Genomic DNA, 19,718 nt, shown 5'->3' on the forward strand with positions numbered 1-19,718 from the left:
TCCGGCGATCAAAGGACTCGTCAGCCTCCAATACGAACGGGCGCCCTCGCGGGCGCCCGTTTTGCTTTGCGTGAAAGCTTGTGCGGATCAGGCGCTGGCGCGGCGCGCCGTCAGCCATTGGTTCGGCGCCAGCGGCTTTGCCACCACCCGCACCTCGCCGATGCTGCCGATGAAGCCGTCCGACGGCGCACGATCCCACCAGCCGCAGCCCAGCGCCCATGGCTGAGACGCCGCCGTGCTCGCGATGCCGTTACCGCCGATCACGCTGCGCACCACCGGCGCGCCCTCGATGTAGAGCACGGTCGAGTTGTCGCTGGGATCGTTGACGATGGCGAGGTGATACCAGGTGCCGAGCATGATCTCGCCGGACCAGTCGGTCTGCGGCTGCTTGGTCGAACTCGACGGCACGATCTCCCACTGCACCTCGCGCAGATTCGAGATCGCAAACAGGATCGGCGGGGATTCCGGATCGCCGCCGGCATAGCCGGGAAGCCAGCCACGGTTGCCGAAGCGGGTCAGGATGTTGCACCAGGCGTGATCGCTGGCCTTCCAGTTCGGATCGATCTTGACGAAGGTTTCGACCGTGTAGCCGGCGGCGAAGGTCGCCGCGTTGATCGGCGCGTTGGCAGCGGTGGTGAAGAAGCTGAAGCGGCCGCCGCCCTGCTTGGTGGTGTTCAGGAACTGCACGCTGCCCGCGGCCGACGACAGCCGATGCTTGTCGGCGGTGAAGGTCACGTCGGCGATCTGCGCCGCGCCGGCGAGCGATGCGCGTTGCATCGGGTTGGCGGCGGTGAGGTCCGTAAGCGAAGTGCCGGCGGGGACGGCCTTGCCGATCGTGCCGGCGTCGATCCGCCAATGCGCGACCGTCTCGGCGATGAGCGGATAGTCCTGCTCGTTCGTGGGCGGCACCACCACCGGCTCGGGCGCTTCCGTGTAGTTGGCGTAGAGGTCCTGCTTGACCCGCGGCAGGATCGGCGAGCCGACAAGTGCCGGAAGAGGGCAGAAATCGGTGAAGCGGGCGAAGCGCCGCTCGAAATGGATATCGATGGAGAATTCGTGATTGGGCTCGGACAGCCAGGCGCGGTCGAACTGCTTCAGGCTGGCCTTCGGCTTCTCCACCACCCAGGGCGAGAACGAGGCGACGTCGATCTTGTTCTTGGTGAAGTCGAACTCGTAGAGCCGCATCAGGCCGTTGCCGCCCTGATAGGCCATCTGATAGTCGACGACCATCTGGAAGACCGGGTTGTGGAAGTCGTTGACCTTCGTCAGCGTTGCGCCACCATGATAGTGGCCATTCAAGGTCATGAAGATCTGGTCGTTGTTGCGGATCAGCTTGTCCCAGAGATACTGGCCATAGGCGACTTCGAGCGGGCTGACGCCGTCATTGGCGATGTTGAGCAGTTGGTGATTGACCAGGATCACCGGCAGCATCGGATGGCGCGCGATCATGCTTTGCGCCCAGGCGATGGCATCGTCCGAGGCGCGCCACGACAGCGACAGCACCATGAAGCTGATCCCGCAGGCATGGAATTTATGCGCTTCGTGCCAGCCGCTCGGATGGCGCTCCATGAAGGTCCGCTGCTTCGCCGCGCGGCTGGTGGGAAACCACGACAGATAAGGCTCGGACGCGCTGCGCTGCGCATCGGTACCCGAACTCTGGCTCCACGCACCCTCGAATTCCAGGGCCGACAAGACGTCGTGATTGCCCGCCAGCACCGAATAGGGCTTGTCGGCGGTCTCGAGCAGCTTCATCGCGGCGTCGGCGACCGCCCATTGCTGCGGGTGTTTCACCTGATCCACCACGTCACCGAGATGGATCGTGAATGGGATGTGATACTTCGCGGCGTTGTCGACGATGAACTGCGTCTGCGCCGGATAGGGCGTGCTGCCATATTGGCGCTGGTAGGACTGGCCTTCTTCCGACGTCGCATAGCGCGAGTAGAATTGCGTGTCCGGCAGGACCGCGAGCGCGAAGCTGGTCGTCACCGGGTGGCGGAAGTGCCCGCGCCAGGGAAAAGGCCAGGACCAGGGCCATCGCCCAAATCCGTGCGCGTGGGCGGCCCCGGCCGGCAGCAACCCTGCGCCAAGACCGAGTGCCGAGGCACCCGCATTGCGCAGCAGCGTGCGGCGGTCCACGCCGCTCGGCTCCGAGCCGATCGACTGCCGCGATGAATGGTGCCCCGTGGCCTGCTTGTCGTTTGATGTTTCGTCTTCGAAAGACATTCTCGTCCCCAACCTCAGCGGCGCGTCGTGCCGCGGCGGGGAGTGTTAATTAGACATGATCTCAGATTTGAGAATGTTTCGTTTCGTTTCCGTGAGCCCTTTGCGACCGAGAGAGAATTTCGCCGATCCCCATCGTAGCCAGTCACAACTTTCATGAATGCCGGATCATCTCGGTCAATCAAGGCGCGCATCTCACCGGGCGCGCCGCTTCGTTTTTGAGCCCTGTTTGTCGCTTTTTGTGCGAACAAATTGCCGCCGAGTTGAGCCGGATTTTTCCAGAAAACTTGAACCCGCTCACAAACCTCTTTCGAACAGACCGCTCGGTAGTTTGATCGCGGAAAGGCGGCGCTAACCGAACATTGCGCCGCAACAGCAACCGGGGTGAGACGATGGTGCTCGACAGCCTCACGCTTTATATCGTGGCGACGATGGTTGCGGCGCTGCTCGGCGCCATGCTGCTGTTCTTCGGCCGGGAGCAGAACATCCCGGCGTTGCGCTGGTGGGGCGCCGCCTATGTGCTCGGCTCGGTGTCGGTCGCGCTGTGGACGCTGGTCGGCGAGCGCTTTGGCGAGGTCGTGCCGCTGCTCCTGAGCGCAGTCGGCCTCATCGCCTCGGCCATGGTGTGGAACGCCGCCCGCGTGTTCCACGGCAAGAGCCCGAGCGTCGCCGGCCTTGCGCTCGGCGCCGTGGTCTGGATCGCGAGCGGAACGCTGCTCGATCCGGCCGCGCACGTGCTGCGGCTCACGATCGGGGCCGGACTCGTCGTAATCTATGCGACGCTCACCGCCGCGCAATTATGGCAGGAGCGCCGCGCCAGCCTGCAGCGGCGCTGGCCGGCCTTGGCCGTCCCAGCGCTGCACGGCTTCGTGCTGATGCTGCCGATCCTGCTCGGCAACATGCTGCGCGATTCCAGCGGCGCCTTCGCCGCCACCTGGGTGACCGTCTTCGCCATCGAACTCGTGCTCTATGCCGTCGGCACCGTGTTCGTGATCTTCATGCTGGTCAATGAGCGCGTCGTCAGTGCGCACAAGCGCGCTGCTTCGATCGATCCCCTGACCGGCCTGCTGAATCGCCGCGGTTTTGCGGATGCCTGCGCGCGGCTGATCGAGCGTGAGGCGCGCGAGGGCCGGCCGGTGACGGTGCTGATCTTCGACATCGATCATTTCAAGGCGATCAACGATCGCTTCGGCCATCCCGCCGGCGACGAGGTCCTGAAACTGTTTTCGGCGGTGGTGGTCAACAACCTGCGCATCACCGATCTCTCGGGGCGGATCGGCGGTGAGGAGTTCGCGGCGCTCTTGCCGTGCTCGCTCGGTGAGGGCGTGGTGGCGGCGGAGCGTGTGCGCGAGGTGTTCGCGACATCCGGGATCGTCTGCGACGAGGGTCCGGTCGATACCACCGTCTCGATCGGCGTCGCCGGCGGTCCCGCCGGGACCGAGCTCGAAGTGCTGCTCGCGGCCGCCGATACCGCGCTCTACAAGGCCAAGCGCACGGGGCGCAATCGCGTCGAGACCGCCACCGAGTTACCGCTGTCGCTCGATCACTTCCGGCGGCAGAAGGCAGGGCTGTCCGCCTCCGCGCAGCCGGCTCAACTGGTCGCGCCAACGTGAAGCATTGCGCGCGTTGCGGTAAGGTCTGATTAACCGACGGCTCCGATGATGGCTCCATCATGGAAGCTCAGAACCATACCGCGCTAACCTCGCTTGAGGTGGAGGCCGCGGCCGCGCGTGGCGGCTTTGCCTGCCTGTTCTCGAACTCGGACGAGTTCGAGCAGGCCCTCATCGTGCGCCGCCGCGCCGAGGGCCGTTATCGCCAGTCGTTCCGTCATTGGCCGGTGCTGATGTTTGTCGGATGCGCCATGGCGGTCGCGGGCGTGGTGCTGCTGTTCCACTGATCGCTCCGCTCCGCCGGCGCGAGGCGCCTTTGTCCTGCGCGCGCATTTGCGCTAGACACCGGGCGCACAGCGGGAGGCAAGCAGCATGATCACCGAAATCGCCCAGATCGACGTCAAGCCCGGCTCGGAGAAGGATTTCGAGGCCGCGGTCGCGAAAGCGCGCGCCGCCTTCGGCCGTTCCAAGGGCTTCCACGGCTTCGAACTGCACAAGTCGATCGAGAAGCCGCAGCGTTACCGGCTGATGGTGAAATGGGAGACGCTGGAGAGCCACACCGTCGATTTCCGCGGCTCGGAGAATTTCACCGAATGGCGCGGCCTGGTCGGGCAGTATTTTGCCGCTCCTCCCGAGGTCGAGCACACGGCGACGGTGCTGACCTCGGCCGAGTGAGACGGATATGGCTCAGATCGCCGTAGCCGGATCTTCGACCGTGTGATCGGTCTTGAAATAGTCGATGACGACCTTGGCGATCGCCAGCAGCGGTAGCGCCAGGGTCAGGCCCCAGATGCCGAACACGATGCCGAGCAGGATCTGAGACGCGAACAGCGTCGCCGGCGGGATATCGAGTGCCTGGCGCTGGATCAGAGGCGTCAGCACATAGCTTTCCATCGCGTGCACGCCCAGGAACAGCACCGCGGCGCTGGCGGCTGCGACCCAGCCCGAGGCGAGGCTCGCCAGGACCACGATCACGCCGGCGATGATGGCGCCGACCGTCGGCACGAACGCCAGCAATCCGGCCTGGATGCCAAGGATGAAGGCGGCCTGGATGCCGATGATCGAAAGCCCGATCCAGGTGACCAGGAACACCGCGAACATCGTGATCATCTGGGCGATGAGCCAGCGCTCCAGCGTGTCGCTGATGCGATCGACGATCACGGTGGCCTGTTCCCGATACTTGGCGGGGGCCAGGAACAACAGGCCGCTGCGATAGACCGACGGCTGCGCGGCGAACGCAAGTCCCAGGAACAGCACGATGAAGATGTTGCCGACGGCGCTCACCGTGCCGAGCAGGACCTTCAGCGTCTGCGTCACGATCGCGCCGCCGCTCGAGGCCAGCGCACTGGGGGAGGGCAGGCTGCTCGGCAGGCTGTGCGATTGCGTCGCTGCGGGAGCCGTTCGCTCCGAGCCGGAGGTCGTCGAACTGCTGAAGTCGAAATAGCTGGTGTCGATGCCGTGTCCCTCGAGGAAGGCTTTGACATTGCCGAGCTGCGATTTGATCGTGTCGCTCAACACCTTGGTCTGGTCGGCGATGGTGGCGCCGAACAGGAACACGACGCCGGCGAGCAAGGCCGCCAGGGCGAGACAGACGATGATCAGCCTGATCGCGTGCGGCCAATGCAGCACGTGGCCGAGCCGGTTGGTCATCGCGTTCAGCCCGACGCCGAGCAGCATGCCTGCGAACATCAGGAATACGGCCGCGGCGTAGTACCAGGTGAATGCGAGCATCGCGATGAACAGCACGACGCCGATGCCGCCGACGGCGATCGCCCAGGCCAGGTCGCTGCGGGCCTGCAGACGCGGTTCGGGCGGAACGAGCATGGGGCGTTCTTAACTCCTAAGGGGCGGCTGGCAGACATGGGCGAAAACCGGGCCGGGATCAAGCGGTATGGCCGCGCCGGTTTGCCGCGATGCCGCGGCTTGGGCTGCCTTGAAACGGCATTGCGGCTGCGCAGGTTCAGATGTTGATCCCCGTCTGCGACGAAGGCATGATTTGTGCTTAACCGCCAGGAGAAGTGGACAAGAGGAATGAAACGTCCGGTGGTCGGCGTGATCGGCAATGCCTATCGCGTCGAGAACAGGTTTACGGTGCAGATGGTCGGCGAGCGCAACCTAAGCGCCGTAGCCGAGGTGGCGGGCGCATTGCCGCTGATGTTCGCCGGGATGCCTGAGATCACGGATATCGGGGCGTTGCTCGACGTCGTCGACGGTATCGTGTTGACAGGTGCTCGCGCCAATGTCCATCCGAGCCGCTTCAATGCCGAGCCGAGCCTCAAGCACGAGCCCTATGACATCCACCGCGATGAGGTCGCCTTGAGGCTTTCGGAAGCGTGTGTCGCGCGCGGCATCCCGCTGTTCGGCATCTGCCGCGGCCTGCAGGAGATGAACGTCGCCTTCGGCGGCTCCTTGCATCCGGAGATCCGCGAACTGCCCGGCCGGATGAATCATCGGATGCCGCGGCTGGAGAATGGCGAAATCCATCCCGACCCGACCGTGATCTTTGCCGACCGCCATGAGGTCAAGCTGACGCCGGGCGGCGCCTTTGCCGCGATCCTCGGCTGCGACGCGATCAAGGTCAATTCGCTGCACGGGCAGGGCATCCTGGAGCCCGGCGCACGGGTGGTGATCGAGGGCGTTGCCGAGGACGGCACGATCGAGGCTATCCGGATCGCGGATGCGCCGAGCTTTGCGCTCGGCGTGCAATGGCATGCCGAGTACGACCCGCAGAAGAACCCGATCAATCGCAAGCTGTTCGAGGCGTTCGGGCAGGCGCTGCGGGGGCATCGTCCGCGCGCAATCGGATAACGTGCCCTAGCCTGGTAGTTCTGAATGGACAGCGGGCCAGGTTCGAAGTTGGCGGCGGCAATTTGCGACTCGTCGTCGCTTTTCGTTCAGGCATCAGATCGCATTCTGATCAGAACCGGCACGCCCGCCCAGGTTGTCGACCTTCGCTCTTGATCTAAATCAACCCAGCAGGAACCAGCGATCCTAGCCTACATACGAGGGGGCCTTACCTTTTTTTGAGGAGGATATCCCATGCGATATCTGCCGTATTGTGCGGTCATTGCTCTCACGTCGTTGTCATCAGGAGTTGCTGCAGCTGAAGATACCCTGAAGGGGACCTACTCGTTTGTCGGCAGTCAGGTATGTCTGAGTTCACCGGCCGGGTTTAAGCGAGACACCAACGGAAACTTCACGATCCCTGTTGGTGAGACCAACGTCAGCCAGACGACCAGCGAGGGTGAGATCGTTTACAACGGCGATGGAACCGGCAAGGTCATGCAGACGTTTGTGACTACCGTTCCGCCACCCAATCCTTATGGAGCGGCAATAAGTGCGGGCACGGTCTCGTACTCCTTCACCTACGCTCATGAGTCGGATCGCTCATATCGCATGACTCTGAAACCCGACTCCTTTCAAGGAAGGCTCGACGCCGGGCCCAATGCCGGCCAGCAATTTTCCATCGATGTCGGCAGCAGGGTGCTGCGGGTTTCGGACGATCGCAGACAAATAACATTCGGGATTGCGAAGCCTTACGTCGAGAAGATCACCTTCTCGGGTTCGCCTGAATTTCCCGTTCCACGTATCTGTTCGTCGATCGGTACTCAGGTGCTGGCCGATAAATCGATCTCCACGGTAGGGCAGGGCAGATAACTGGATCGTCTTGCCGGCTGTGCCCGATCGGTACCGGCGACGGGAAGATATGATCCCCGCGCCGATCACCGTAGTCGCCATCGCTACGCTTGCGGCCCAGGCGTAGGCGATGGCAAGCTTTGCGCTCTCCAAGAGTAATGGCCCCGCTCGCGGAGACGGACAAGTCGTTCATCCGCTCTGCGAGCTGCGACCGATCACGGCTTCGCCAGGTGCCAGGCGCCGTTGAGGAAGCCGTCGCCGCTGACGTCGCCGGCCTTCTGGTCCTTGGCGAAGGTATAAAGCGGTTTGCCCTTGTAGGCCCACTGCTTGGAACCGTCGTCGCGGGTGATGATCGTGTAATCACCGCTGGGCTGATCGCTAGCGCTCGCCTTCAGGACCGGCCAGTTGGTGGCGCAGGGGCCGTTGCAGGCCGACTTGCCGCCACTATCCTTGTCGAAGGTGTAAAGCGACATGCCGCTGGCGTCGGTCAGGATCTGACCCTTTGCGCTGCTGCCGCTCTTGGTCGGAGGCGCCGCGTTGGCGCTGGAGATCACCGCGAGCGATATCGCGGCCACGAAAAGACTAGCTATCGAAATCCTGGTCATTTCAACTCCCCTCATGAGGTGGATCGCAGAGATAAGGACGCTTGGCGGGGGCTTCTATTCCGTAGCAGCCTTCTTCTTTCGCGCGCGAAACCGCGCAGCCGTCAGCCTGGGAACCGGCGCGATCGCCCGAAGGTGTGGGCAAATGAAAAAGGCGCCCCGCGAGGGGCGCCTTTGCAGTCGCGATGATCCGCCGATTTTGTTCGGGCGTTAGCCCGAGTAGTACATGTCGAACTCGACCGGGTGCGGGGTCATTTCGAACCGCTCGACCTCGGTCATCTTCAGCGCGATGTAGCTGTCGATGAAGTCGTCGTCGAACACGCCACCGGCCTTCAGGAAGGCGCGGTCCTTGTCGAGATTTTCCAGCGCCTCGCGGAGCGAGCCGCAGACGGTCGGGATCTGCTTCAGCTCTTCCTTCGGCAGGTCATAGAGGTCCTTGTCCATCGCCGGGCCCGGATCGAGCTTGTTCTTCACGCCGTCGAGACCGGCCATCAGCATCGCGGCAAAGCCGAGATACGGGTTGGCGAGCGGATCGGGGAAGCGCACCTCGACACGCTTGGCCTTCGGCGAAGCGGTGTAGGGGATGCGGCAGGACGCCGAACGGTTGCGCGCGGAATAGGCGAGCAGCACCGGCGCCTCATAGCCCGGGACCAGACGCTTGTAGGAGTTGGTCGACGGGTTGGTGAAGGCGTTGATCGCCTTGGCGTGCTTGATGATGCCGGCGATGTAGGACAGGCAGGTCTCCGACAGGTCGGAATACTTGTTGCCCGCGAACACCGGCTTGCCGTCCTTCCAGATCGACTGGTGGACGTGCATGCCCGAGCCGTTGTCGCCGTAGACCGGCTTCGGCATGAAGGTGGCGGTCTTGCCGTAGATGTGCGCGACCTGCTGGATGCAGTACTTGTAGATCTGCATCTGGTCGGCCATCAGCGTCAGCGTGTCGAACTTCATGCCGAGCTCGTGCTGGGCGGAAGCGACCTCGTGGTGATGCTTCTCGACCTTGACGCCCATCTTGGCCATGGCGCCGAGCATCTCCGAGCGCATGTCCTGCACCGAGTCCTGCGGCGGGACCGGGAAGTAGCCGGCCTTGGTGCGGATGCGGTGGCCGAGATTGCCGCCCTCATATTCGGTGTCGGAGTTGATCGGCAGCTCCGACGAATCGAGGCGGAAGCCGGTGTTGTAGGGGGTGGTCTGGTAGCGGACGTCGTCGAACACGAAGAACTCGGCCTCGGGGCCGACATAGACGGCGTCGCCGATGCCCATCGACTTCACCATGGCTTCCGCCTTCTTGGCGATGCCGCGGGGGTCGCGGTTGTAGGGCTCGCCGGTGGTCGGCTCGAGCACGTCGCAGGTGATGATCATGGTGGTTTCGGCAAAGAACGGGTCGATCGTGGCCGTGACCGGGTCGGGCATCAGGCACATGTCGGATTCGTTGATCGCCTTCCAGCCGGCGATCGAGGAGCCGTCGAACATGACGCCTTCAGCGAAAGTATCCTCTTCGATCATGCTGACGTCGAACGTCACGTGCTGCCATTTGCCGCGCGGATCGGTGAAGCGCAGGTCGACGTATTTGACGTCGTTGTCCTTGATCGATTTCAAGACGTCTTTGGCGGTCTTCATGAATACCCCTCTTGGCTAGAGCATGATCCGGACGAGTGCCGACGGCCTTCCGAAAAGGCCATGCCCAATCAAAAATCTAGAGCGCGACGGCGTTCTCCTGGCCGTATCGCGCCCTCAATCTCTTGTCACGGCCCGGCCGCGGGACGGCGACTGCGGGTCATGCTCCATAGCGTCGGGCGGGGCGCAAGACAATATCGTAAAACGCCAAAATAGCCGCCTGCGAGTGTCTTGCATGAGACACCCGAGCTGCCTGCAAGCTGCTTGCGCTGCAAATATTCTGTAAAGGGCTCGGACCGAGCTGAGTCCAAGCCCTGGCTTCCAGTGACGCTAGATTGCGTCGAGCCCGGATTCTCCGGTTCGGATGCGGATGGCTTCCTCGATGTTGGAGACGAAAATCTTGCCGTCGCCGATGCGGCCGGTCTGGGCCGCGCGGCGGATCGCCTCAATCGCGCGTTCGACCAGATCATCGCCGATCACGATCTCGATCTTCACCTTCGGCAGGAAGTCGACGATATATTCCGCGCCGCGATAGAGTTCGGCATGGCCCTTTTGACGGCCGAAGCCCTTGGCTTCCGTCACGGTAATACCCTGCAGTCCCACTTCCTGAAGCGCTTCCTTCACCTCGTCGAGCTTGAATGGCTTGATGATGGCTTCAATCTTCTTCACTGAGCGCCTCCCGGGCATTCCGACATAAAGAACAGCAAGGTCATCGTCAGGCTGCGCGACGCAGCGCAGATCGTGCAATCACTCGGGTACAGGGCCTGACATGCTTCGGTGGGAGCCCGGCTCGTCACTGCCCGTGTCGCCCGCGCCAAAGCTGCTCCACAAAAGCAGGGTCTATGCCAAACCGTTAACAGGCCCAAATCGAATGATAATCAGGCTCTTAGCACAAGCCCGACGATTCCCTTTTGGGAAAGTCAGAATACCGAAGCCTGCGGAATAGGCAAACAGATGAAATGATGTGCAGGGCGGGCGGCTGCGCGGGCGGTGCCGCCGAATTGCCTCAGGATAAGGCGACTGGATGGCCCGTTCGCCGCTATCTTGCGTGCAATGCCTGCTTGGAACTTCGCCGCGGCCACGGCAATAGAGGCATTGAGGACGGTCGGGCGCCTGAGCCCACGACCTCGCCGTTGGGGCGGCGAGAGGGGACGGGTAGCCTGGCCTAAGCGGGGACGTAAGCCGATGGAAGTTTTGACCACGAGTGAGATGGAGCGCGCCGATCGGCTCACCATCGCCGCCGGTACCCCCGGCTTCTCGCTGATGCTGAGCGCGGGCCAGGCCGTCGCGCAGGCCGCCATGGACCTCGTGGAGGAGGGGCCGATCCTCGTGGTCTGCGGTCCCGGCAACAATGGCGGTGACGGCTTCGTTGCGGCGGCCGAGCTGGCCGCCCAAGGCCGCGAGGTCTCGGTCATCCTAATGTGCGAGCGCGATGCGCTGCACGGCGATGCGGCCTCGGCCGCCAAGGGCTGGAAATACCCGGTGCTGCCGTTCACTCCGCAGGCGATCGGCAAGCCCGCGCTGATCATCGACGCGCTGTTCGGTGCGGGCTTGAGCCGTCCCGTGACCGGCGAGCCGCATGAGATGATCGAGGCGATCAACGCCAATGGTGCCAAGGTGCTTGCGGTCGATCTGCCGAGCGGCATCAATGGCACGACGGCCGCAGTGATGGGGATTGCGGTCCGCGCCACCGAGACCGTGACTTTTTTCCGCAAGAAGCCTGCGCATCTGCTCCTGCCCGGGCGGATGCATTGTGGGCGCGTCCGCGTCGCCGATATCGGCATCGACCCGCGGGTGCTGGCCGAGATCAAGCCGCAGGCTTTCGAGAACAGGCCGGAGATCTGGCAGGCGCAGTTTCCGGTCCCGCACATGGACGGACACAAATACGTGCGAGGGCATGTGCTCGCGGTCTCCGGCGACATGACGGCCACCGGTGCTGCCCGCATGGCAGCGCGCGGCGCGCTGCGGGCCGGCGCCGGGCTCGCCACGCTGGCGTCCCCGCGCGATGCGCTCGCCGTGAATGCGGCGGCGCTGACGGCGGTGATGGTGCGCGCCGTCGATACCCCGATCGAATTCGCCGAACTGCTCGGCGACAAGCGTTACAACACCTGCATCATCGGTCCGGGAGCCGGGATCGGCGAGCGTACCCGCGACCTCGTTCACACCGCGCTGTCGGCGCAGCGCCACCTCGTGCTGGATGCCGATGCCCTGACGAGCTTTGCCGATGCGCCGGAGCGGCTGTTCGAGCAGATCCGCGGCAGCTCGGCGCCGGAAGTGGTGCTGACGCCGCATGAAGGCGAGTTTCCACGCCTGTTCTCCGATCTCAGCAACAAGCATCCCGGCCGCTCCAAGCTCGAGCGCGTGCGCGACGCGGCCGCGCGCTGCGGCGCGGTGGTGCTGTTGAAGGGCGCCGACACCACGGTGGCCGCGCCCGACGGACGCGCCACCATCGCCGCCAATGCGCCGCCCTGGCTGGCCACCGCGGGCGCCGGGGACGTGCTGTCCGGCATCATCGCAGGGCTGCTCGCCCAGGGCGTGCCCGCATTCGAAGCCGCCAGCATCGGCGTGTGGATGCATGGGGAGGCCGGCACCGAGGCCGGGCCGGGCCTGATCGCCGAGGATCTCACCGAGACGCTGCCGGCCGTGTTCCGGCGCATCTATGATACGTTCGGGATCGAGTATTGAGCTTGCTTCCGCCGCGTCGGCTTGCGCTGTCCGACATGGACGCCGCCGCCCGTGTGCATCGCGCGGCCTTCGATGCGGCGCTACCCTGGCTTGCTGGCTTGCATACGCCAGACGAGGATCGCTGGTTCTATCGCGAGCGCATCTTTCCCACCTGCGAAGCTTGGGGAACATTCGCAGGTGATGAGCTGACCGGCATCATCGCCTTTCGCGAAGGTTGGATCGAGCAGCTCTATGTGCTTCCGCAGGCGCAGGGGCAGGGAAGCGGCACTGGGCTGCTGGACATTGCCAAGCATGCATTCGATCGGCTGCTGCTGTGGACCTTCCAGCGCAACAGCGTGGCACGCCGCTTCTACGAGCGACGCGGCTTTCAGCTTTCGCAGGAGACCGACGGCGCGCGCAACGAAGAGCGCGAGCCGGACGCCCTCTATCGCTGGACGCGTGATTGATCGATCACTGCACCTGATGTTTCGCTACCGCCGTCTCGTTCCAGGCCAGGCCCAATCCCGGACCGCGCGCGGTCACCGTGCCGTCCGTGACCTGAACCGGGTTCAGCAGGATCGCGCCCGCGATATCCAGCAGCTCCAGCCAATGCGCAGTCGGCGTCACCGCCAGAACATGCGCACTCGCCTCAGGCAGCAGATGGCTCGACATCGGGATCGAGGCGCCATCCGCCTGGCCGGCCACATTGAGCCAGCCGGTGATGCCGCCGACCTTCATCAGGTCGGGCATGATGAAGTCGGACGCACCGGCGGCGATCGCCTCGGCAAAGCCGCGCGGAAACCACCAGTTCTCGCCGGCCTGGATCGGGACGGTCGAACGCTCGCGCACCCTGGCGTGGCCGGAGAGGTTCTCCTGCGGCACCGGCTCCTCGATCCAGGTCAGATCGTAGGCTTCCAGCCGCGCGATCCGCCTGATCGCCTCGGTCGGATCGAGCGACTGGTTGAAGTCGAGCATCAGCGCGACGTCGGGGCCGAGCAGGGCGCGCAAGCCCTTGACCATCTGTTCGTCGACCGCGAGGTCGCCGTGGCCGCCCTTGGTCTTGACGCCGTGAAAGCCCTGCTCCGCAATCGATTGACGCAGCAGGCGCGCGTCGGCGACGGGATCGAGCACGCCATAACTGTCATAGGCGCGGATCGGCCGTGCCGTGCCGCCGAGCAGTTCGGCGACCGGCTTGCCCGCGACCTTGCCGCGCGCATCCCAGAACGCCATGTCGAGGCCGGACACGGCCATGCCGACCAAGCCCTGCCAGCCGAGCAGACGGAATTTGGCATCGAGCATGTGCTGCAGATCGAACGGTGCGACCGGCTTGCCGACAAGGTCACGGCCGATCTCCTCGACCAGCAGGACGAGGGGTTTCAACACCTGCCGGGTGTAGGCAAAAACATATGAGTGCCCGGTGACGCCCTGATCGGTCGCGACGTCGATCAGCACCAGGGGCCCCGCCTCGATCACACCGAAGGCATTGCGGACGGGACGCTTGAGCGGGGCGACGACGGCGCGGGCCGTGACGCCGGTAATGGCGGGGACGGTCATTGTTTTTGTCCTTGTTCCGGTCGTCGGGCCGGTTGCCTCAGCTGATCTCATACCAACGCACAAGTCGGGGCGCGGCCCAGTCGGCTCCCATGCTCTCGATCAGGAAGCGCCCGGCGGTGTCGGCGGCGAAGGCGATGCGCTGGGTCTGCGCGGGTTGGAACGCCAGCGTATCCAGCCAATAGGGCTTCCAGCCGTCGTCGAGCCGGTCGAGCAGCCGGAAATGGTGACCATGGAGATGAACCGTCGTCGCGATCGCGGCGCGGTTGGTCAGCGCCAGCACCACGGTTCGACCGGCTTTGGCGTGGAAAGCGGGGCTGCTGGCGGCCGTGAAATTGGCTGGCGCTAGCCATTCAGCCCCGTCGAGCGCGAACTCGGCCCTGACCGCATTCTTGAGGTCCAGCTTCTCGGGCAGGCCGTTGGACGGCAGCGCCGGCGCCGCTGGCAGCGGCGCGGTGCGCAACGGCGGCTCCTCGGATCGCACCAGGCGGCCGATCGGACGGGCGGTGCTGCCGTCGTGCAGCAGGATCGGCAGCGGCGCCGTGGTGGCGGCCGGCATGTCGATCAAGACATCGGTGCGGCCGCCCGGCGGCAGCACCACCGCGCCATTGCGGGCGAGGAACGGTTCGGCCGGCTGGCTGTCGATGGCCATGACGCGGACCTCGAGATCGGCGATTTTTACCGCGATCACAGCGCGTTGGCAGCCATTGATGAAGCGGAGCCTGATCCGGTCATGCGCCCGGGCGCGAAGCTCCGGCAGCGATTGACCGTTGACGGTGAAGGCCGTTTGCGCGTCGTGCGGGTCGCGGCCGGGGGCTAGCGCCGTCCCGTCGGGCGTCAGGCGCCAGTCTTCGATCAGGAAAATCTCGTCCCGATCGACCGTTAGCGGTTGCGCTTCATCGACGATGACAGGGAGGGCCCGCCCGGGCGCCCGAGCGCCATCCAACAGCAGACGGAGGTCCAGAATGCCGGTGCCGGCGCTCGGGCCCCCGATCTTGAAGTTCGCGCTGGCGGCCGGCGCCAGCGCCGGCTGTCCGAGCAGGGGCTCGAAATCCATGACCGGGCTCGGGCCGCGAAAGGTCAAAGTGGTGGGGACCGGCAAATCGTTGACCAAAGCCAGCGGCGTCACGCTGCCTTGCCGTGTCCGCAACTGGGGCTCGGAACTTGCCAGCCCCCAGGCCGATGCTGCGGGCTGACCGGACATTAGGGGCAAGGATTCGGCCCGGGCGCGCAGGCGAAGCGGAGGGGGGGGCGCCGCCGCAGCGCGAGCAAGGACGAGCGGCGGCATCAAGCCGATGCCAAGCCCTGTGCCAAATCCCGCCAGCAGGCTGCGCCGGCTCAGTGCGCCCAGACTAGCCTTCATCGCGAAAACATCGCACATTGAGGGGGATGCAAGCCATCTTTATCTCCCTATCTTTACTGCGCTGCTTCAACGTCCGGCCGGGGCCAAAGCGCTGTTGACGGTCCATTTTTTTGCTGCGGCGAGGTTCGCGCGTGGTATAAGCCGCGCCGCCCGCGGCATCGCGGCCGGGCTTACGACGCAGTTCACGCGGGCGTGGCGGAACTGGTAGACGCGCTGGATTTAGGTTCCAGTGACGAAAGTTGTGGGGGTTCGAGTCCCTCCGCCCGCACCAAGCGCTATCCTGGCGTTTGCCCTGAGATTTGCGGCCGAACTCGTTCTCTGGCCAAGGGAATCGGGTTCGCCATCCACCGGCGCAAGGCCATTCGGCCGCGCGTCGATCATAATTGAGAGTGCCCCGGCCGGACGAGCCGGAGCCGAAGCGGAAGAAGATTGACGCCATGCAGGTCACAGAAACCTTGTCGCAAGGGTTGAAGCACGAGTTCCAGGTCAGCGTTCCCGCCGCCGATCTCGACGCCAAGGCGGGCGCCAAGCTGTTCGATCTGAAGGACAAGGTGCGCCTCAATGGCTTCCGTCCCGGCAAGGTGCCGGTCGCGCACCTCAAGAAGATCTACGGCAAGTCGGTGATGGCCGAGACGGTCGACGAGACGATCCGCGACACCAACACGCAGATCTTCACCGAGCGCGGCTTTCGCCTCGCGACCGAGCCCAAGGTGACGATGCCGACCGAGGAGGCCGAGGTCGAGAACATCCTCTCCGGCAAATCGGACCTGACCTATACCGTCTCGGTCGAAGTGGTGCCCGCGATCACGCTGGCGGACTTCAAGAGCTTCTCGGTCGAAAAGCCGGTGGCCGAAGTTACCGATGCCGAGGTCGATGAGGCGGTCAAGCGCCTGGCCGACAGCAACCGCAGCTACACGCCCAAGGCGGAGGGCGCCAAGGCCGAGAACGGCGATCGGGTCACGGTCAATTTCAAGGGAACCATCGACGGGACGCCGTTCGAAGGCGGCACCGGCGAGGGCATTGACGTCGTCATCGGCTCCAACACCTTCATTCCCGGCTTCGAGGATCAGCTGACTGGCGTCGGCGCCGGCGAGACCCGCACCCTGAAGGTGACGTTCCCGGCGAACTATCTGAACGACAAGCTGGCCGGCAAGGCCGCGGAATTCGAGACCACCGCGACGGCGATCTCGGCTCCGCAGGAGACCGCCATCGACGACGAATTCGCCAAGACGCTCGGCGTCGAATCGCTCGAGAAGCTGAAGCAGATGATGCGCGACCGGCTCACGAGCGAGTTCAACGCGGCATCGCGCCAGCGCGTCAAGCGCGCGCTGCTCGACAAGCTCGACGAGGCGCACAAGTTCGAGGCGCCGCCGTCGCTGGTCGATGAAGAGTTCAACCTGATGTGGAACTCGATCAAGGCCGAGATGGAATCCTCCGGCAAGTCCTTCGCCGACGAAAACACGACCGAGGAGAAGGCGCGGGACGAATACCGCACCATCGCCGACCGCCGCGTGCGGCTCGGCCTCGTGCTGTCGGAGATCGGCGAGAAGAACAAGATCACCGTGACGGACGACGAGGTCGGCCGCGCCGTGATCGAGCGTGCACGCTCGATGCCGGGCCGTGAGAAGGAGGTCTGGGATTACTATCGCAGCAACGCCCAGGCGCTCGCCCAATTGCGTGCCCCGATCTATGAGGAGAAGGTCGTCGACTTCATCCTCGAGCTCGCCAACGTGGCCGAGAAGAAGGTCTCCAAGGACGAGCTGTTCAAGGAAGACGAGGACGAGAAGGCGGCCTGATCGGCCGCTCTCTCGCGACGATTGCGCATCAGCTTTCAATTAACGTTGACCGGCGAAACCGCCGGTCTTCGCCATTCCAGCCGCTAGGCGGGGCTGCGGGAATCGGCTTCAACGTTGTTCAACGTTCATCGGCCCTGGTCGCAGGGGACCTTTCGTTCCTGGTCTTGTCACCGGGAATTTGGTCTATATCTGTGAACGCGGTCTTTGAAGTTCTGCATCACGGGATGTCTGCCCGCCGCTCGCTCTCTCATCCATCGGTTCTCGGAGCAGGAGCACATTTTTCGCGGCGGCAGGGATCCCAAACGGCTGGTCCAACTTTTGGGTGAAACATGCGCGATCCCGTCGAAACCTACATGAACCTGGTGCCTATGGTGGTCGAACAGACCAACCGCGGTGAGCGCGCCTACGACATCTTCTCCCGCCTCCTGAAGGAGCGCATCATCTTCGTGACCGGTCCGGTCGAGGACGGCATGTCGACGCTGATCGTCGCGCAGCTGTTGTTCCTGGAAGCAGAGAACCCGAAGAAGGAAATCGCGATGTACATCAACTCGCCGGGCGGGGTGGTGACGTCGGGTCTGGCGATCTACGACACGATGCAGTTCATCCGGCCCGCCGTGTCGACGCTCTGCACCGGGCAGGCGGCCTCGATGGGCTCGCTGCTGCTGGCCGCCGGCCACAAGGACATGCGCTTTTCGCTGCCGAACTCGCGGATCATGGTGCATCAGCCCTCCGGCGGGTTCCAGGGGCAGGCGACCGACATCATGCTGCACGCCCAGGAGATCCTGAACCTGAAGAAGCGGCTGAACGAGATCTACGTCAGGCATACCGGCCAGACCTACAAAGCGATCGAGGATGCGTTGGAACGCGACAAATTCCTCACGGCGGAAGCGGCCATGGAATTCGGTCTGATCGACAAGGTTCTCGACAAGCGGCCGGAGGATCCGGCGCCGTTGGCCAAGGCGCTCTAAGCCGAGCCAGGCGAGAGCGGTATTATGGCACGGCGGCACATCTGCCGCCGGAGCCTTGCCCTTGATGCATGTCGCAGTGGCAAGGGCGCAACGATCGGCCGATTTCGTGCGTATTGACCCGTGTCAAGGCCGAAAATCACGGTAATGTCACGGTTTGAGGCGTGTCATCCAATTAGCGAATTCTTGATAGTCGGATGACAGCATGGTTGGCTAGAGTCAGCGTTTATGCATCGCGGGGGATTCGCGCAGGCCGTGAGTCACACGGCACGTAAATGGCAAGGGTTTAGTTTTGGTACGGAATTTGCTCTTTCACCATTCCGGTCCGGCGATTGCCGGATTGGTACGAACGAGCGGACAAGATCGAACCGCGGACGGAGACAGGAATGAGTAAGGTCGGCACGGGCGACTCCAAGAACACGCTATATTGCTCGTTCTGCGGCAAGAGCCAGCACGAAGTCCGCAAACTGATCGCGGGTCCCACCGTCTTCATCTGCGACGAATGCGTCGAGCTCTGCATGGACATCATTCGCGAGGAGAACAAGTCCTCGCTGGTGAAGTCGCGTGACGGCATTCCGACCCCGAAGGAGATCTGCAAGGTTCTCGACGATTACGTGATCGGCCAGAGCCATGCGAAGAAGGTGCTCTCGGTCGCCGTGCACAATCACTACAAGCGGCTGAACCACCAGACCAAGCACTCCGACGTCGAACTCGCGAAGTCGAACATCCTGCTGATCGGCCCCACCGGCTCGGGCAAGACGCTGCTCGCGCAGACGCTGGCGCGCATCCTCGACGTGCCGTTCACGATGGCGGATGCGACGACGCTGACCGAAGCCGGCTATGTCGGCGAGGACGTCGAGAACATCATCCTGAAGCTGCTGCAGGCGGCCGACTACAATGTCGAGCGCGCGCAGCGCGGCATCGTCTATATCGACGAGATCGACAAGATCAGCCGCAAGTCGGACAACCCCTCGATCACGCGCGACGTGTCGGGCGAGGGCGTCCAGCAGGCGCTGCTCAAGATCATGGAAGGCACGGTGGCCTCGGTGCCGCCGCAGGGCGGGCGCAAGCATCCGCAGCAGGAGTTCCTGCAGGTCGACACCACCAACATCCTGTTCATTTGCGGTGGTGCGTTCTCTGGACTCGAGAAGATCATTTCCGCGCGCGGTCGGGCGACCTCGATCGGCTTCGCGGCCCAGGTGCTGGCGCCGGAAGATCGCCGTACCGGCGAGATCTTCCGTCACGTCGAGCCGGAGGATCTCCTGAAGTACGGCCTGATCCCCGAATTCGTCGGCCGTCTGCCGGTCGTGGCGACGCTCGAGGATCTGGACGAGAACTCGCTGAAGAAGATCCTGACCGACCCGAAGAACGCGCTGGTGAAACAGTACCAGCGGCTGTTCGAGATGGAGAACATCGAGCTCACCTTCGCCGACGAGGCGCTGGGTGCGGTTGCCCGCAAGGCCATCGAACGCAAGACCGGTGCACGCGGTCTGCGGTCGATCCTCGAGAGCATCCTGCTGGAGACGATGTTCGACCTGCCCGGCCTGGAAGGCGTCGAGGAAGTGGTGATCTCGCGCGAGGTGGTCGAGGGCACCGCGCGTCCGCTCTACATCTACGCCGATCGGTCCGATCGCGCCGTGGAAAGCAGCGCCAGCGCGTGATGCGCGCTGGCTGCAAGACCTGACGTCGCGATT

17 protein-coding genes and 1 tRNA gene are annotated in these 19,718 nt (G+C 64.1%); 11 read left to right on the forward strand and 7 right to left on the reverse strand.

Annotated features, from left to right (window positions below):
- Positions 1–87: 87 nt before the first annotated feature.
- Positions 88–2,223 (reverse strand): LamG-like jellyroll fold domain-containing protein, encoded by a 2,136-nt coding sequence (locus QXZ85_RS31710; RefSeq protein WP_316175542.1) that lies wholly within the window; start codon positions 2,221–2,223, stop codon positions 88–90.
- Between the two features lie 389 nt (positions 2,224–2,612).
- Here QXZ85_RS31710 and QXZ85_RS31715 point away from each other — a divergent pair, with 389 nt between their 5' ends.
- From QXZ85_RS31715 to QXZ85_RS31725, 3 genes are all read left to right on the forward strand, one after another.
- Entirely contained in the window at positions 2,613–3,833 is a 1,221-nt protein-coding gene (locus tag QXZ85_RS31715) for a GGDEF domain-containing protein (RefSeq protein WP_315769171.1), read from the forward strand.
- A 59-nt stretch (positions 3,834–3,892) separates the two neighbouring features.
- A complete protein-coding gene (locus QXZ85_RS31720) occupies positions 3,893–4,117 on the forward strand; it encodes a hypothetical protein (protein WP_315703429.1) in 225 nt (74 codons plus the stop codon).
- Between the two features lie 85 nt (positions 4,118–4,202).
- On the forward strand, positions 4,203–4,505 hold the full coding sequence (locus QXZ85_RS31725; RefSeq protein ID WP_316175540.1) for an antibiotic biosynthesis monooxygenase family protein: 303 nt from the start codon (positions 4,203–4,205) through the stop codon (positions 4,503–4,505).
- Between the two features lie 12 nt (positions 4,506–4,517).
- On the opposite strand, the gene QXZ85_RS31730 is transcribed toward QXZ85_RS31725, so the two are convergent.
- A complete protein-coding gene (locus tag QXZ85_RS31730; RefSeq protein ID WP_315769175.1) occupies positions 4,518–5,654 on the reverse strand; it encodes an AI-2E family transporter in 1,137 nt (378 codons plus the stop codon).
- Between the two features lie 207 nt (positions 5,655–5,861).
- On the opposite strand from QXZ85_RS31730, the gene QXZ85_RS31735 reads away from it, so the two are divergent.
- Positions 5,862–6,638, forward strand: a complete 777-nt coding sequence (locus QXZ85_RS31735) for a gamma-glutamyl-gamma-aminobutyrate hydrolase family protein (RefSeq protein ID WP_315769177.1) — start codon at positions 5,862–5,864, stop codon at positions 6,636–6,638.
- A gap of 231 nt (positions 6,639–6,869) precedes the next feature.
- Positions 6,870–7,487 (forward strand): hypothetical protein, encoded by a 618-nt coding sequence (locus QXZ85_RS31740; RefSeq protein ID WP_315769179.1) that lies wholly within the window; start codon positions 6,870–6,872, stop codon positions 7,485–7,487.
- A 194-nt stretch (positions 7,488–7,681) separates the two neighbouring features.
- On the opposite strand, the gene QXZ85_RS31745 is transcribed toward QXZ85_RS31740, so the two are convergent.
- The 3 genes from QXZ85_RS31745 to QXZ85_RS31755 form a co-directional block, all read right to left on the reverse strand.
- Entirely contained in the window at positions 7,682–8,071 is a 390-nt protein-coding gene (locus QXZ85_RS31745) for a hypothetical protein (protein ID WP_315703434.1), read from the reverse strand.
- Between the two features lie 207 nt (positions 8,072–8,278).
- A complete protein-coding gene (glnA, locus tag QXZ85_RS31750) occupies positions 8,279–9,688 on the reverse strand; it encodes a type I glutamate--ammonia ligase (protein WP_315703435.1) in 1,410 nt (469 codons plus the stop codon).
- 327 nt (positions 9,689–10,015) lie between these two features.
- A complete protein-coding gene (locus QXZ85_RS31755; RefSeq protein WP_009027873.1) occupies positions 10,016–10,354 on the reverse strand; it encodes a P-II family nitrogen regulator in 339 nt (112 codons plus the stop codon).
- Positions 10,355–10,870: 516 nt separating this feature from the next.
- Here QXZ85_RS31755 and QXZ85_RS31760 point away from each other — a divergent pair.
- Entirely contained in the window at positions 10,871–12,370 is a 1,500-nt protein-coding gene (locus QXZ85_RS31760) for an NAD(P)H-hydrate dehydratase (RefSeq protein ID WP_315769181.1), read from the forward strand.
- Positions 12,371–12,405: 35 nt separating this feature from the next.
- Positions 12,406–12,816 carry a GNAT family N-acetyltransferase gene (locus QXZ85_RS31765; RefSeq protein WP_315730954.1) on the forward strand — a complete coding sequence of 137 codons (411 nt, stop codon included), beginning with the start codon at positions 12,406–12,408 and terminating at the stop codon, positions 12,814–12,816.
- A 4-nt stretch (positions 12,817–12,820) separates the two neighbouring features.
- Here the strand turns inward: QXZ85_RS31765 and QXZ85_RS31770 are convergent, their stop codons facing one another.
- The gene (locus tag QXZ85_RS31770; RefSeq protein ID WP_315769183.1) at positions 12,821–13,903 is read right to left on the reverse strand and encodes an enolase C-terminal domain-like protein; all 1,083 of its coding nucleotides are present in this window, start codon (positions 13,901–13,903) and stop codon (positions 12,821–12,823) included.
- Between the two features lie 37 nt (positions 13,904–13,940).
- Positions 13,941–15,188 (reverse strand): multicopper oxidase domain-containing protein, encoded by a 1,248-nt coding sequence (locus QXZ85_RS31775; protein WP_315769185.1) that lies wholly within the window; start codon positions 15,186–15,188, stop codon positions 13,941–13,943.
- A 261-nt stretch (positions 15,189–15,449) separates the two neighbouring features.
- On the opposite strand from QXZ85_RS31775, the gene QXZ85_RS31780 reads away from it, so the two are divergent.
- From QXZ85_RS31780 to clpX, 4 genes are all read left to right on the forward strand, one after another.
- Positions 15,450–15,534, forward strand: a tRNA-Leu gene (locus QXZ85_RS31780).
- A gap of 166 nt (positions 15,535–15,700) precedes the next feature.
- On the forward strand, positions 15,701–17,059 hold the full coding sequence (gene tig / locus QXZ85_RS31785; protein WP_315703441.1) for a trigger factor: 1,359 nt from the start codon (positions 15,701–15,703) through the stop codon (positions 17,057–17,059).
- A gap of 329 nt (positions 17,060–17,388) precedes the next feature.
- Positions 17,389–18,027 (forward strand): ATP-dependent Clp protease proteolytic subunit, encoded by a 639-nt coding sequence (locus QXZ85_RS31790; RefSeq protein WP_315703442.1) that lies wholly within the window; start codon positions 17,389–17,391, stop codon positions 18,025–18,027.
- 383 nt (positions 18,028–18,410) lie between these two features.
- Positions 18,411–19,685, forward strand: a complete 1,275-nt coding sequence (gene clpX, locus QXZ85_RS31795; protein WP_315703443.1) for an ATP-dependent Clp protease ATP-binding subunit ClpX — start codon at positions 18,411–18,413, stop codon at positions 19,683–19,685.
- Positions 19,686–19,718: the final 33 nt, after the last annotated feature.

Source organism: Bradyrhizobium sp. SZCCHNGR1005 (genome assembly GCF_032489995.1).
GTDB lineage: Bacteria > Pseudomonadota > Alphaproteobacteria > Rhizobiales > Xanthobacteraceae > Bradyrhizobium.